General features: G+C 55.0%; 11 protein-coding genes. 10 read left to right on the top strand and 1 reads right to left on the bottom strand.

From position 1 onward, the window contains the following. The 5 genes from AAIG39_RS25225 to AAIG39_RS25245 form a co-directional block, all read left to right on the top strand. A partial coding sequence (locus tag AAIG39_RS25225; RefSeq protein ID WP_343195009.1) for a hypothetical protein occupies positions 1-2,013 on the top strand: 2,013 nt, incomplete at its 5' end. 178 nt (positions 2,014-2,191) lie between these two features. Beyond that, entirely contained in the window at positions 2,192-3,541 is a 1,350-nt protein-coding gene (locus AAIG39_RS25230) for a TolC family outer membrane protein (RefSeq protein WP_343195010.1), read from the top strand. Between the two features lie 101 nt (positions 3,542-3,642). Next, positions 3,643-5,829 carry a type I secretion system permease/ATPase gene (locus AAIG39_RS25235; RefSeq protein WP_425503349.1) on the top strand — a complete coding sequence of 729 codons (2,187 nt, stop codon included), beginning with the start codon at positions 3,643-3,645 and terminating at the stop codon, positions 5,827-5,829. Further along, complete coding sequence (locus tag AAIG39_RS25240) at positions 5,816-7,180, top strand: HlyD family type I secretion periplasmic adaptor subunit (protein ID WP_343195011.1); 1,365 nt, start codon at positions 5,816-5,818, stop codon at positions 7,178-7,180. Before AAIG39_RS25235 ends, AAIG39_RS25240 begins: the two co-directional genes overlap by 14 nt. Before the next feature lie 483 nt (positions 7,181-7,663). Continuing rightward, on the top strand, positions 7,664-8,173 hold the full coding sequence (locus tag AAIG39_RS25245) for a hypothetical protein (protein ID WP_343195012.1): 510 nt from the start codon (positions 7,664-7,666) through the stop codon (positions 8,171-8,173). Between the two features lie 140 nt (positions 8,174-8,313). Here the strand turns inward: AAIG39_RS25245 and AAIG39_RS25250 are convergent, their stop codons facing one another. Further along, positions 8,314-8,580: a hypothetical protein gene (locus AAIG39_RS25250; protein ID WP_343195013.1), complete on the bottom strand. Its 267-nt coding sequence runs from the start codon at positions 8,578-8,580 to the stop codon at positions 8,314-8,316. A 381-nt stretch (positions 8,581-8,961) separates the two neighbouring features. Here AAIG39_RS25250 and AAIG39_RS25255 point away from each other — a divergent pair, with 381 nt between their 5' ends. The 5 genes from AAIG39_RS25255 to AAIG39_RS25275 all read left to right on the top strand — a co-directional run. Then, complete coding sequence (locus tag AAIG39_RS25255; RefSeq protein WP_343195014.1) at positions 8,962-10,320, top strand: TolC family protein; 1,359 nt, start codon at positions 8,962-8,964, stop codon at positions 10,318-10,320. Further along, entirely contained in the window at positions 10,320-11,030 is a 711-nt protein-coding gene (locus tag AAIG39_RS25260; RefSeq protein ID WP_343195015.1) for a hypothetical protein, read from the top strand. The genes AAIG39_RS25255 and AAIG39_RS25260 overlap by 1 nt, the downstream gene beginning before the upstream one ends. Then, positions 10,927-12,546: an ATP-binding cassette domain-containing protein gene (locus AAIG39_RS25265; protein WP_343195019.1), complete on the top strand. Its 1,620-nt coding sequence runs from the start codon at positions 10,927-10,929 to the stop codon at positions 12,544-12,546. The genes AAIG39_RS25260 and AAIG39_RS25265 overlap by 104 nt, the downstream gene beginning before the upstream one ends. After that, on the top strand, positions 12,536-13,786 hold the full coding sequence (locus AAIG39_RS25270; RefSeq protein WP_343195016.1) for a beta-barrel domain-containing protein: 1,251 nt from the start codon (positions 12,536-12,538) through the stop codon (positions 13,784-13,786). The genes AAIG39_RS25265 and AAIG39_RS25270 overlap by 11 nt, the downstream gene beginning before the upstream one ends. A gap of 78 nt (positions 13,787-13,864) precedes the next feature. Beyond that, positions 13,865-15,730 (top strand): cadherin repeat domain-containing protein (locus AAIG39_RS25275; RefSeq protein WP_343195017.1); only part of this gene is annotated, 1,866 nt, incomplete at its 3' end.

Below are 15,730 nucleotides of genomic sequence, written 5' to 3' on the forward strand. Positions count from 1 at the left end.
TCTGACGCCGACGCGGATGCAGATTCTGACGCAGACGCCGACGCCGACGCAGATGCCGATGCGGATTCTGATGCCGATGCGGATTCTGATGCCGATGCGGATGCGGATGCGGATGCGGATGCTGATTCCGATGCAGATTCTGACGCTGATGCGGATTCCGATGCTGACGCGGATGCCGATTCTGATGCAGACGCTGATGCGGATGCGGATTCCGATGCCGATGCAGACGCCGACGCGGATGCTGACGCCGATGCCGATGCGGATGCCGACGCCGACGCGGATGCAGACGCCGATTCTGATGCAGACGCTGACGCTGACGCAGATGCGGATGCCGACGCCGACGCCGACGCCGACGCCGACGCCGACGCCGACGCTGATGCTGATTCAGACGCCGATGCGGATGCCGATTCTGATGCCGACGCGGATGCCGATGCCGATGCAGATGCCGATGCAGATGCCGACGCAGATTCTGACGCAGACGCCGATGTGAAGCTGACCGTGACGATCATGCCGGGCGGCAAAACAACGGATACGTCAGATAATACGATCACCCATATCAATGGCGGCAGTGGCAACCCGAACGGGTACGATATCCAGAACGGCGTGATCGTGGCGATCGGCAGTAACGTGCATGTCTGGCTGACGCCGGATAGCCCGGATGGTGCCATCAAGGGCGACTTTGTACCTGAATCCGCCAGCGCGTCGCAGATTCACTATTACACCAGCAGCGGTAATGCCAATACCGACGACAGCGCAAAAGGGCACACCGATATCTTCGTAGTAGGTGACCATACGGGCGGTTATTACCAACAGAGTGACTGGCCGAACACCAAATATAACTTCGTCTCCCTCAAAGGGATCACGGGCAACGGTAACGTAACGGAAGGCGATGTCGGTAAAGATTATATTTTTGTTCAGGGTAATAGTGAGGATTACAAGGTAACTGGCGTCCCTCACCCGCAAAACCATCAGAACAACGATATTGATAATCTTCAGATTACCGATGAGAACGGTAAACATCCTTTCGAAAATGCTAACCATATCGAAGGCGTTGTCTTTGGCGACGGGCCATCGTCATCTCACGGCGGTAGCACCAACACTAGCTACTCGGTAACGTTGAATCTTGACGTTAATCTCGAAAGTTCCGATAGCAGCGACCATCTGAACTCGTTAACGGTTGGCGGGATTCCTGAACACGCGACCTTTAGCGGCAATTTCTCGGATGTCACTTATGATGCGGTCAACAAGGTCTATGTGCTGACCTTCGCCAGCGATACAACACACTATTCCGGACAGGTCAGCGTTGAATTACCGGATGGTAAGAGCACCCTCGGTGATATAACCCTGGATGTCGACTCCACCGCGTCCGATCAACTTGAACACCATTTCACCTTTGACGGTGAAGAGGGCGGGCAGCATGTCAGCGACAGTCACAGTGATAGCGCCGATGTAAACCATCTCGCGGATGTTCCTGATGAGACGCCAGTGACGCTGAGTCATATCGCCGATGAGAGTCATTCAGACTCGCTGTCGGATACCGACAGTCAGGCGCGGATGAGCAGCAGCGCCGCAGGCGATACGCAAACGACGGAGGTTGACCATAGCGTACTCACTGACAACAGCCACAGCGCATCGTTAATTGATGAGACAAGCTTAATGTTCAGTCCGCTGGCTGCCGATAACACACAAGGTCATGAAGAGACACCGACGGTATCAGCGGATCACGCGCCGTTGCCTCTTTCTGCAGAGGAGCAGGGTGAGACGGCATCTCCCCCGACTGCCACAGCAGAACATGACCAGCAGTTGAACTTTAGCGACATCATCCATGATGAAGAGCATCACGACCTCAGCAGTTTGATCCAGGCGGGGCCGCAGAGTGAAACGGCAGATAACGCGACGCAAGCCGTGCATGTTCCGGCCGAAGGCGGGATGACCGCGAATACCGACAGCTACGACGCTGGCCACGAAGCGATGGTGGATAACCTCATCTCTAAACCGGAAGAAATAAGCTGATACGCCGCCGCCAGGCTCCGCCGGGAGACTGAGCGGCGCATCACCGCAGGGTGAAATCAGGCTGGCGAGGGATTACGAGCGATTAAAAACAGCCAGAACGTAATTTCTCCTCCGGTTCCGCGGCATTTTCTCTGGTGGGGCGTACCCACTCAGAGGCATAACGAAAAGGAAGACAGGAATGAAATATGGTAGCCAGTTATTAATGGGGGCAGCATTGACCGTGTGCGCGGCACAGAGTCAGGCTACTACCCTTGAACAGGCGGTAAAAGACAGCCTGGCATGGCACCCACAAGTTAGCGCCTCGGCAAACAGCCGATACTCTGCTGAGCAGGATCTCCGTGCCGCCAAAGGCGGCTATCTGCCGTCGCTGGATCTCACTGCCGGGAGCGGCTGGGAACAAACAGACAACTCCACGACCCGTGCGGCAGGCGAGCATTTACGCAACCTGAACCGCAGCGAATCGGCTATTAACCTTACGCAAAACGTCTTCAATGGTTTTGCGACCACCAGCGAAGTCGCGCGCCAGAAAGCAACGGTAAACTCGCGCGCCTGGACCGTGTTGAATACCAGCGAAAGCACCGCTCTGCAGGCTATCCAAAGTTATCTTGATGTGCTGATGCGCGAGCAGATGGTTAAACTGGCGGAAGATAACCTGCACAATCACGAGCGCGTTTTCGACCAAATACGCCTTCGCACGACCCAGGGAGTAGGGCGTCAGGCCGACTACGACCAGGCGGAAGCTCGCCTGGCCCAGGCGCGGAACAATCTTTTAACCGAACAAACCAACCTGGAAGACTCCAGGGCTAACTATCAAAGCGTTACCGGCAAAGATGCCGACACGCTGGTGATGCCTGGCAAGATTACGATTCCCGCCTCGCTGGAGGCTGCGCGCAAAGTGATGCTGGAAAACAATGCGCTGCTTAAGCAGGCTGATGCCGATGTGGAAGCGACCCGTCAGCAGTATGAGGCGCAGAAATCGCGTTTTTACCCGAATGTTAACGTTGAGGTCGGCCGCACAATGGATAACAACCTTGACGGTACGCGCGGGCATAACCAGGAATGGCAGGCAATGGTGCGTATGCGCTACAACCTGTACAACGGTGGCAGCGATCAGGCTACGCTTACCTCTTACGCCTATAAAATGAAAGAGGCGCAGGATGTGAAAAATAATGCCCTGCGCCAGTTAAATGAAGAATTACGTCTTGCCTGGAATGCGAAGAACAACGCTGAACAACAGGTGCCGATCGCCAAAGAGTATGCTGAGCGTAGCGTGACGGTGCGTAGCGCCTATCAGGAACAGTTCAGCCTGGGCGATCGTACGCTGCTCGATATGCTCGACAGTGAAAATGAAGTCTTCACTGCACAACGCCGTTACGTTGAACTGCAATTTGTCGACATGTTTACCACCTATCGCATCAGTGCCCGTACGGGTGAACTGCTTAAAAGTCTGCATATTCAGCCGCCGTCAGCCTCAGAGCCGCTTGACCAGGCTCAGCGCGCGCAGGCGGAACTGCCGGAACTGAACTGATACGGCTCCGAAGAGTTGTGGGGTGACTGACGGCATAAAACCGGCAATCACCCCGTTGTTTTTGACCTGCGGCCCGAGCCTGCAGAATACTGAGGCAAAGAATGACGCCTGATACTGACATGCCTGAGAACGTTGATATTTCCCCCGAAGTTCCGGTCAGGCACGATCCCCGGCAAACCCATGATGATCCGTTGCTGGACGCGCTGATGATCATCTGCAAAATGCATAATATCGCGACCAGCCGCACGGTCCTGACGACAGGGCTGCCGCTGGAGTCCCATTCGCTGACACTGGAGGCGTTTCCACGTGCCGCAGGGCGTGCGGGGCTGAAAGCGCGCGTGATACAACGCCCGCTTGACAGCATTACCGCGCTGTCGCTGCCTGTCATTCTGTTGCTGAAAAACAATCAGACGGCGGTACTGACAGGCTGGGATGCCAGCCAACGGGCTCGTCTGCTGCCCGGCGAAACGGAAGGTGGTGAAATTACGCTATCGCAGGAAGCACTGGCGGAACATTACAGTGGCAGGGCGATTTTTATCTCCCCGGAGCATGAGTTTGATGCTCAGCCGACAGCTACGCTGCCGCGAACCACCGCCTGGTTTCAGGACACGCTTAAACTGTCTAAATTCCTCTACTTCGATGCGGTTATCGCCAGCTTTCTGGTCAATCTTGTAGCGCTGTGCGCCCCGCTGTTTGTGATGAACGTTTATGACCGGGTTGTGCCTAATCAGGCAACCGCTACCCTGTGGGTGCTGGCTATTGGTGTCAGTATTGCGTTTGCTTTCGATTTTGTACTGAAAATCCTGCGTGGAATTTGCCTCGATCTGGCGGGCAAAAAGACCGATCTGGTGGTCTCCTCGGCGCTGTTCGAGCGACTGCTGGGGATGAAGATGAAGCTGCGTCCTAAGCGGGTGGGCAGCTTTGCGCAGAATTTCCAGGAGTTCCAGTCGATACGTGATTTTCTCTCGTCACTCACCCTGACGGCCTTTATCGATTTCCCCTTTACCTTGCTAATTTTATTGGTGATTGGGGTTATTGGCGGGCCACTGGTGCTGATACCGCTGCTTTCCTATCCTCTGGCGTTACTGGTCAGCTGGCTTATTCAGCGCCCGCTCATGTCGCGGGTACAGAAAACCTATCAGCTGTCCAATGAACGTCAGGCAATGCTGGTAGAGACGTTAACCGGCCTTGACGCTATCAAAATCAATAACGCGCAGAGCGAGCGTCAGTACCAGTGGGAGCATCTCACCGGCCAGTTGAGCAAACTGGAGCTGCGGGTGAAATCACTCTCCTACGTGGCGGTGAATTTTACCTCCTGGCTGCAGCAGGCCAGCGGCGTGGCGATTATTGTCGCCGGGGTTTATGTCATTATCGGTGGCAATCTGAGTATGGGCGGGCTGATCGCCTGCTACCTGCTGCATCGCCGTGCGATGATGCCCATCGGCCAGCTATGCAGCCTGATAACCCGTTACCAGCGCGCGCGAATGACGAAATCCACCATCGACAGAATGATGGGGCTGGAGCAGGAAGTGCAGGAGGGGGAAGTGCCGCTTAAGCGTGAAACCCTCTCAGGCGCGGTCGAACTGCGTGATGTGACATTTTGCTATCCCGGCAATCAGTATGCCTCGCTAAGCAATGTCTCCCTGGTCATTCAGCCGGGTGAAAAGGTGGGCATTATCGGTCGTAGCGGTTCTGGAAAAAGCTCGCTGGCAAAATTACTGGTTGGTTTTTACCAGCCGGACAGCGGCAGTGTGCTGATCGACGGCATCGATCTTCGCCAGATCGATGTGCACGATCTGCGTCATAACATTGGCTACGCTCCGCAGGATATCCACTTATTCAACGGCACGCTGCGGGAAAATCTCCTCTACGGCGCAAGCTACGTTGACGATGAGGCCATGCTGCGGGTCGCGAACCTGACCGGGGTTCATGAGTTCGCCCGCCGTCATCCTTCTGGTTACAACATGCAGGTTGGCGAGCGTGGAATGAGCCTTTCCGGTGGGCAGCGCCAGGCGGTTACGCTGGCGCGGGCGTTGTTGCTCGACCCGCCGGTACTGCTGATGGATGAACCCACCAGTTCAATGGACAACACCAGTGAAGATCTGATCAAAAAAGCGCTGGCACCGGTTATCAGTAACAAAACGCTGTTGCTGGTGACGCACCGTGCGTCGCTGTTGTCGCTGGTGGATCGTCTGATTATCGTCGATAACGGTAAGATCATTGCCGACGGCCCGAAAGAGAGCGTTATGAGCGCGCTGAAAAAGGGACAAATTCATGCGAATCGTTGATGCGCTTAGCCGCCTGATGAACTGGCTGTCAGGAGAGAAACCCTCGGCAACCTTTACGACCAATGAGGTCAACAAAGCGTTGATTGATGATGCTCCCCGGGTGGTGCGCGTAACCTTGTGGGCCATTTTCGCCTTCTTTATTGCCATGATCATCTGGGCTTCACTGGCCGAGATTGATGAAGTGACGCGCGGGGAAGGGCGGGCCATTCCCTCATCCCGTCTGCAAAAAGTCCAGAACCTTGAAGGTGGGATTGTCGCCGAAGTTTTTGCTCATGAAGGCGAGGTGGTGCAAGCTGGCGCGCCGCTGTTGCGTCTGGATGATACCCGTTTTCGCTCTAACGCCGGAGAAAGTGAGGCCGATAAACTGGCGCTGGAAGCACGGATCCAACGCCTGACCGCTCAGCTTGATGATGCCACCGAACTGACGCTGTCGCCGGAAATTACCAACCAGGCACCGGACATCGCCAGTGGTGAAATGGCGCTGTTTGCCAGCGTTAATAAACGTATTCAGAGTGAACTTGCCGGACTGAACGAACAGTTGATTCAGAAGAAGCAGGAACTGCTCGATTTTCAGGGTAAATTGACGCAGTACCGGCGTAGCCTTGAGTTGCAACAGCAAGAGATCACCATGTCTGAACCGCTGGTGGCAAAAGGGGCAATCTCAAAAGTGGAAATGCTGCGTCTGCGTCGCGCCGGCGTTGAGACGCAGGGGCAACTGGATTCCGTCATCCTTGCGATTCCTCGCGCGAAGGCGGCAATTAAGGAGATTGAAAATAAAGTCAGTGAAACGCGTGGTCGTTACCGTAGCGATGCGCTGGAACAACTTAACCAGGCGCGTACCGATCTGAGTAAAATTGAAGCCTCAGGTAAAGCGATCACCGACCGGGTAAACCGCACGCTGGTGACTTCGCCGGTCCGCGGCATCGTCCAGCAACTTCTGGTGAACACCATCGGCGGGGTGATCCAGCCGGGCAATGACATTGTGGAAATCGTTCCGCTTGATGACACATTGCTGGTTGAGGCGAAAATTCGCCCGCAGGACATCGCCTTTTTGCGACCGGGGCAGGAAGCGACGGTGAAATTCACCGCCTACGACTACACCATTTATGGTGGGCTTAAGGGCAAACTTGAGCAGATAAGCCCTGATACGGTGACCGACAAAGACGGCAAGAGTTTTTATATCATTCGCCTGCGTACTGATAAAAACCACCTCGGCACGGATGAAAAGCCGCTGTTGATTATTCCGGGGATGGTGGCCTCGGTGGATATCATTACCGGTAAGAAAACCATCCTGGCCTATTTGCTCAAGCCCATTCTTCGCGCCAGAGCAGAAGCGTTCCGCGAGCGCTAATTGTTATGACTAAAAAGCCTGCGAAGCAGGCTTTTTGGGTAACTTAAGCTGTTCTGCTCTTGCCCGACATAAGTTAAATTTAGCCTAATAACCACATTTTATTTATGGTATTAACCCCTGCGATGCGCTTACCCTAACGTTGCCTCTTTCTTCTGCTGCTTTCTCTTCTGGTTTGAGTTTAACTCACACTAAGTTGCAGTTTTTATCGTTTTGCAAACGAGAATCTTTCAACAATACTGAGACAATAAATCAGATCGGGAGATCATTTAATTAATTAACACACTATTACTCTGTTGGGGAGTTATTGGCATTTATCGGCAACTTCGAAACTCTCAAAACAAAAATTCTCCTGTTGCGATACATTATTTCGATATCCTGGGGACACGCGTGTTTATTTATCCGGGTAAAGAAATTAAAAGCAGTAGATAAAAATACCCTCGCTGAACTTTGAATAAAGACTGTCAGTTTAATAAGGTACATAAGATGACATTAGAGATGTTGAATTATTTAATTGAATTTGCATTAAACAATACCTCGAAATCACCTGATAGTAAAATAACCGCTGGTGGCCATCAACAGCCATCAGATGATGAATTATCGGCTTTCATTGCATCACTTTCACAAAAAAAAGAGAGTGGTGATGCGCTGTCAAAGATTAAATATCGCTTAGAACTGCTCTTTGCTGCGCAACAAGACTCAGCAAAAGCAGAACAATTATTATCTGCCAATACCCCGACGGAAGAAGAGGCCTGGCCGGTCATGAATTTCGCGCACTGGCCTGCGGTGCATTATGCCGCCTCAGGCGAGGTACAGACGCCTGAATCCGAAGCCTATTTTCAACGTATTACAGCCGCAGCGGCGACGATACGTTCTGCCATTACCGACGCAGAACGCGCGAAAGGCACATCTGCCTTTCATACTCTTGAAAAGATTTTGGCTCTCAACAGCGCTTTGCCTGAGCGGTATAAAGCGATGGCAAATATTCAGTATTAGTCGCCAGTCAGGTATTTCCGGAATAATGATGCGGGTAATACGTGTTTGTTGTCCGCCGCAAATATACGGCAGATAACAAACAAGTATTACCCGACGTTTACCCATGCCGCTGCCATTGCCGGCCCGGAGCAAGGAAATGTTCAAAAAGCGTCAATCCCCGCAGAACAGAGCGAAAAGAGCATTAAAGGTTTTAACCATTTTTGTCTCGGGTTTATGAATCTCTTCGGCTGTGGCAGTGGTTTGACGAAAAGCCTCTCATTTAAATCGCCACTGGACGGGCCAGGGTTGTCGACGACAACTTTCCTGCTTGCCTGTGCTTGCAGGATATCGCTACAGCTTTTTAACAACGCAGACAGCTTCCGGTTATTTATCTTCAGTTTTAATAAATAAGAAAGTCTGGCAGACATGAAACTCCTGTATAAGGTAAAACGCGTTGGTATCAGGCCCTCTGCGGACGTGCCACACCTTCCACTTCACAACTCCCCCCATTTCTCCGAAGCCTTATCACCTAACCCATTGATAATGGTTTTCCTGCGTATGCCGATATTTGAGTTAGGTAAACTTAACTTAATAATTGACTATCTTTTACAGTTTTTATTACACGATTACATACCTTGACATAGATGTTACCAATAGGTAATTATGACGTGAAGCAATAGTATTTTTCTTATTTATGACTCGTTATTCCGGCCACGCCATTTATCCACTCACGGTGACGTCGGGATAACATGAGCACCATCAGGTTCGGCGGGTCTTTTATCTTTCTTTAATAAAGGGCTCGTCAGACAATGGGGTTTCGTTCAGGTCGTCGTTGTTATTACCACCTTTGTGTAATCACTCTTTTTTTACCCTTTGTCATTCCTGTCACTCAGGTTGAGGCCGCAACGCGTTCGTCCCCGGCGCACTCTATTTCTGAGGATTCCTCGCCGGGCGGACTGTTTGCCGCGCTGCGGAGCACTCTGCTTCATCACCCCAGTCTGGCCAGTCAGCAGGCTCTGGTGCGTTCCAAAGAAGCCAGCGCTGACAGTGCCCGCGCGGCTCGTTTGCCAACGCTTGGTGCAAGTGCAGGGTCGGGGCAAATTGCGGGATACAATGACTCCCGTACTACCACACTGAGTGTTTCGCAGCCGTTATGGGCTTTTGGGCGTATCGACAGTGCCATCGACTATGCCGACAATGACACCCTTGCTCAACAAGCCACGGCCTGGGCTACCCGTCGTGAGTTGCTGGAAGATACCGCAGTGGCTTACGCAAATGTTCAGGGTATTCGCGAGCGCCTTACCGTTGCTGAATCAAACGTTAACAATCATCAGGCGTTGCAGGAGCAGATCCAGCGCCGTGCGCAGGGAGGACTGGCTTCTTCGGCCGATGTCAGCCTGGCGAAGGCCCGATTGTTACAGGCACGCGCGTCGTTCGAACAGGCCAAATCGGACCTGCGTACCGCTGAATCCACGCTGTTGTCCTTGACCCAGGTGCCAGTCGCAAGCGAACTGCCCGTCCCTGACAGCATCCTCAGGCTGCCCGCCGACAAGTCTGTACAGGAACAAATACTTGCACAGAGTGCGACTGTGCGAGCGCGCGAAGCGGCGGTCACCCTTGCCGAATCTGATGTGGAACGTCAGCGCACCTCATCGCGACCAACCGTCTCTCTGCAAGCTTCTCGCAACGAATATTCCAGTATGCCTAACCAGAGAGATAATAATACGGTCAATGTCGTTGTAACCGGCACGATGGAGGGGCTGGGGCTGGTGTCCCGTGGTCTCCAGAACGCGGCGCTGGAACGCGTGGAATCCGCGCGACAGGATCTGGCCGAACAACGCCACAGCGAAGATGTTCAGACGCGCCAGTTGCTTGATCAGCGTGATGCTAACCAGACGCTGATGGCCGGTTATGAGCAGTCTGTCGTCGAACTTAGCGGCACGCTGGCATCTTTCCGTCGCCAGTACGAATCGGGCTACAAGAGCTGGCTGGATGTACTGAACGCCGTACGTGAATTAACCGAACAACAACAAGCGCTGGTATCGGTACGATCGGCATGGCGGGTCGATTGTCTGCGCCTGGCCGCACGCACGGGCCGTATGGACGATACCACTGGCGCCCTGCCCACGGGCACACAATTTGCTAACACGTCTGCGAGCCAACCCTGATGATACCTGTTCCTCTCCCTGAATTACTGGCTTTGCTGGACAAGCTACACGCCCCGGTGAATAAAGCGGCATTAACGCAGGCCTGCGCGCGTGCACAGTCCGTTCCTCCGTTGACCGATCGCCCGCAGGATTATGTGCGCGGTTTACTGTCAGACGCAGGAATGAAAGATGTCCGGCTGGCATTGCTCCCCTGGCGGCGTTTTGATCCACGCCATCTCCCGGCACTGATGTGGCACGAACAGACATGGTGGCTGGCCGAACGACACAATGAGGAGGGGAGAACCGACACCCTCACTCTGACCCGTCAGGGTGTCGAGACCCGAACGCTGGCGGTAGACGACATTGTGACCGGAGCGCCGGGTACGGCTGCGAATGACGAAACGGCTGTCCTCTGGCTCAGCCTGGCTTCACACGTACAGTCGGAGAACCTCTCGGAGAGCGAAAATCCGGCCATGCGTCTGGTCTGGCGAGAACTGTTGCGCGACCGCCGTTGGGTGTTCCGGGTGGCGGCTGCCACGTTGCTGGTAAAACATCCTGGCCATTCCCACATCGCTCTTCGCTATGCAGGTCTACGATCGCGTCGTGCCCACTCTTGCCTGGGCGACACTGACCACGCTTGTGGCGGGGATGGGGCTGGTCGTTGGACTGGACTGGCTGCTCAAAACATTGCGTGCCCATATCATGGACAGCGTTGCCAGCAGTGTGGATAAACGCCTTTCCCAGCATGTCTATGAACATTTGTTGCATCTGCAACTCGACCAGCAGCCCGGCAGTCTGGGCACACTGGCTGCGCAGGTGGGGGCACTGGATTCTGTACGACAGGTTTTCTGTGCTGGTCTTGTCTTCGGCATTGTGGATCTGCCGTTTGCCCTTCTGTTTATCGCACTTATTGGTCTGATCGGCGGTCCCGTCGGCTGGGTTTACCTGGGAATGCTCCCCATCGCGCTGGCGCTTGGCCTGTACACCCGTCTGCGCTTACGCCGTCTCACGCGCCAACAGATGCTTCGCAGTAATGAGCGTCTGGGCCTGTTAGTCGACAGTATTCGCGGTGCTGAGACCCTGCGCGCCAGTCATGCTGGCTGGCGTTTTGCACAAGACTGGCAGACGCTCAGTCATTCCATCGCAGGCTATAGCATTCAGCAAAAATCCCTCAGCCAGTTCTGCACTACCACCACCGGCAGTCTTTCGACGCTGGCGTATATCATGGGGATTGTCGTGGGAGTTTGGGGCGTTGAGGCCGGATATTTAACCACCGGTGGCATGGTAGCGTGCAGTATTCTGGGTGGTCGTGTCATCGGTCCGGTAAGCCAGGGTGTTCAGTACCTGATGCAGTGGCAGCAGGTCCGGGAGGCGCTGGATATGGTGAACAACCTGCTGCGCAAACCCACTGAGCGCCGCCCGGGACAGACCCTGCTGCTGCCCGATCGCCTGCCAGAACATATGAGTGTGGAAAAGCTGCGCTTTGCCTTTCCGCACTCTCCGGTACAACAACTCAATATTCCTGCGCTCCACTTTCAAGCCGGTGAACGCGTTCTGCTGCTGGGGCCTGTTGGCGGCGGAAAATCGACGTTGCTCAAGATTCTGGCCGGGCTGTATCGCCCCGGTGAGGGCCGTGTGCGCCTGGGCGATGTGGATCTGTGGGAGATTGATCCCCAGGTGGTCAGTGCCCAGGTTGGCTATCTGCCGCAAGCGGTACAGCTCTTCAAAGGTACGCTGCGAAGCAATCTGATGCTCGCAGGCGCAGTCAGCGACACCACGCTTGCAGAGATCATCCGTGATCTGGCGCTGGATCAGGTGGCTGCCAGCAATCCGCTGGGTATGGATATGGCTATCAGTGAAGGTGGTTCAGGCCTCTCTGGCGGTCAGCGCCAGCTGGTTGGTCTGGCACGTGTGCTGATGTCTCGTCCTCGTATCTGGCTTCTGGATGAACCGACGGCCTCGCTTGATGGCGAAGCTGAGACGCGTGTCTGGAAAGCATTACAGGCCAGGCTGCAGCCAGAAGATATCCTCATCGTTGCCACTCACCGTCCGATGGCCGCCGTCCATTTTGCTACCCGCGTGCTTGTCGTACAGGAAGGTACGGTTGTACGTGATGGCGCTCCTGACAAGGTGATACCAGGACTGATGGCCCGCGCCACTGGCTCGCGGCCCACCGTTGAGGTAACGAACGTAAAAACACATATGCCCGCAGCATCACATTCAGCAGGAGTCCTTAATGGCCGTTGAACTGTTTGACGACGAGGTCGCTGACGCCGCGCGCGTGCATCGGCTGGAAAATTACCACCGTAGCCGAGTCCCCGCTGGACTTATCTGGAGCATCGTCGCCCTGGTCCTGGGTTTTGTCATATGGGCTATGTATTTTCACATTGATGAAGTCGCACGGGCGCACGGTGAAGTTATCGCCAGCAGCCGGGTGCAGATTATCCAGACCGTGGACGGTGGCGTACTTTCCGAACTGCGTGTCAAAGAGGGGGATCATGTTAAGGCAGGGCAGATTCTGGCTCGCCTCGATCCCACCCGCGTGGAGGCGGCGGCGGGTGAAGTTGACGCGCGCATCGCCGGTCTCAGGGCGCGTATTGCCCGACTTCGCGCAGAATCAACGGGACAATCCGCTCCCCAGTTCCCCGCAGATCCCGGTCCGGCATTACGCGAGCAGGCTGATATTGAGCGCGCACTGTTTCTGCAACGCCGTCAAAGCCTGCAGGAAGATATAACCGCGCTGCAAACCGCCGTGAATTTAGCCAGTCAGAAACTCAGTCTGGTGAATGGGCTGGAACGCTCTGGCGATGTGAGCGCCAGTGAGCGACTCAATGCACAGCGTGAACTCAATGATGCCCGCGCCCGCCTGCTTGGTCGACGCAATAAGTTTTTGGATGACGCGCGGGCCGATCTCACCAAGGCAGAAGATGACCTCGGCCAGACGTTGCAACAGATGGCCGGTCGTCGACAGCAAGTACACGATACTGTTTTCACGGCCATGGGGCCTGGGATCGTTAAAAATGTACGCGTCACCACGCTGGGCGGGGTATTACGTGCCGGTGATGAGATCATGCAGATCGTTCCGTCAGATGATGCCCTGATCATAGAGGCCAAGGTTCTGCCTGCTGATATTGCCCGCGTTCAGGTTGGACTGCCGGCCACAGTGCGCCTTGATCCCTTCGATTACACCATTTATGGGGCATTGCAGGGGGAGGTGATTTACGTATCGGCCGACACCCTCAAAGAAAGCACCTCACGTGGTGAAGAGATCTACTACCGCGTCCATGTTCGTTTGAAAAGCCATGCTGAGGGTCTCTCAGACCATCAGGAAGATGGGCAACTTGTGCGCAGTACAACGGGGCGCCAGCTTGACATCCTGCCGGGCATGACATCCCAGCTCGACATCCGTACCGGTGATCGCACGCTGATGGACTTTTTACTTAAACCTTTGCGCAAAACACTCAGTGAATCATTCCAGGAGCGATGACACCGCAGGTGGCCGTTGCAACCCGATTTTCCTGTCCGCCCCAGAGAGAGTTAACACATTATGAAACCCGAGACCCAGATGAAGCCACGCCAATATACGCTCAGTACCGGTAAAACCCGCATTACCTTGCAGGCCGGGCAGACCAATATTCACAAGGCTGCGCCGGGTGAATCTTACCGGGTGCTTAAACGCCAGGGTGAAAATGATCAGGAAAAACTGGCCGATGACGTTGTGGCTTCACGTCACGGACAGGATCTGCAGCTGGACTATGCCGATGGCACCACGCTGACCCTACAGGGCTGGTATACCGAAAGCGATACCAGTGTCACCCTGCCTGCCGATGGTACATCTACCCAGGTGCTTACTCCCGCCAGCACCGAAGGGGCAGCTCTGGCCGACGGCAGCCATGTTCTTTATGCGCACGGTTCTCCGGACGCGCTGGCCAGCATGACCTCAGGCCACCCCGGGCTGGAAGGTATCTTAGCTGACCTGCATGATGGCTCGGTAGTGACTGGCCATCCTGTCACGTATCTTCCTCAGTCGCACTCTTATGCGGGCTATATCGCCAGTGCCCTCGGGCTGGGGGGCGTGGTCGGGGTTGCAGCGGCAAGCGGTGGCCATGGTGGACATGACAAGGGTGGCGATAACGGTGGGGGAGAAGCCCCGGTACAGAATGCCGTCCAGCTCAATTTTGTCGGCGGTCCGGCGCTCAGCGGTAACGATTTGAATGTGGAGATTTATCAGGCCGATGGCAAAACGCTGATTGGCACGGGAACGCTGGGACCCAATGGCTCGGTCACCGTGTCTGCTGGCAGTTACAGCGGCGTTGTTATTGTTAAACTTGTCAACAGCGGCAGTGCTGCTGATTACCTGGACGAAGCAACAGGCGCGGGTAAAGATCTCTCTGCTCAGCTCTGGAGCATGGGTGTTATCTCCGGAAACAACAGCACCCTCGTTCTCAATATTAACGTGTTAACTACCATCGCTTACACCAAGGCCCAGGAAGCTATCGGCGGCACGCCTGACAATCCGGCCACCCTGAGCGCTACCCAGGTGACCGACACGGCCAGCGCTATCAGCAGCCTCTTTGGCGTGGATAATGTTCTGAACACAACGGTCACCGCAACCAACGGCGGCAGTTTTGATGCTGCTGATGGCTTGAGTGCCGGTGAAAAATATGGCCTTCTGCTGGCGGCATTCTCCGGTGCAGAGGCCAACGCAGGGGCGACCACCCAGACCATCCTGGACACCGTCGTTTCCGGAATCACACTCGGCAGCAGTAACAATATCTCCGATAGTGCGCAGTCGTTGCTTATTAAAGGCGCAGTGACCGCCAGTGATGCATCCGGCGGCGTCAGCCTCATTATTGATACCCATGCTCCTGTCTTTAGCAGCACAACGACGGCCAGCGTGGATGAGAACATCGGGGCAGGTAAGGTGGTCTGGACCGCCGCTGCAACCGACCCCAGTCAGTTCAGCTATAGCATGGGCACTACCGCTGATAGCGCACTGTTCAGCATCAATGCCTCCACCGGTGCGGTCACGCTTACCGGCAACCCGGACTATGAAAGCAAAGCCAGCTACAGCTTCACCGTTATTGCCACCGATGCGGCCGGCAATGCCAGCAGTCAGACGGTAACCCTGGCAGTCAACAACCTCGACGAAGTTGCACCGACCATCACCAGCGGCGCAACGGCTGCGGCGATCAACGAAAACAGCGGTGCGGGTCAGGTGATTTACACTGCCACGGCGACCGACAGCGGCGATATCAGCGGCGGGGTGACCTTCTCGCTCAAAGCGGGCAGCGACGCGGGGCTTACCATCAACCCGACCACCGGCGCGGTCACGCTCACCGGCAACCCGGATTATGAAAGCAAAGCCAGCTACAGCTTCACGGTTGTTGCCACCGATGCGGCCGGCAATGCCAGCGACCGGACGGTCACG

The sequence above is a fragment of the Phytobacter palmae genome, from assembly GCF_039409775.1.
In the GTDB taxonomy this organism is placed as follows: domain Bacteria; phylum Pseudomonadota; class Gammaproteobacteria; order Enterobacterales; family Enterobacteriaceae; genus Phytobacter; species Phytobacter palmae.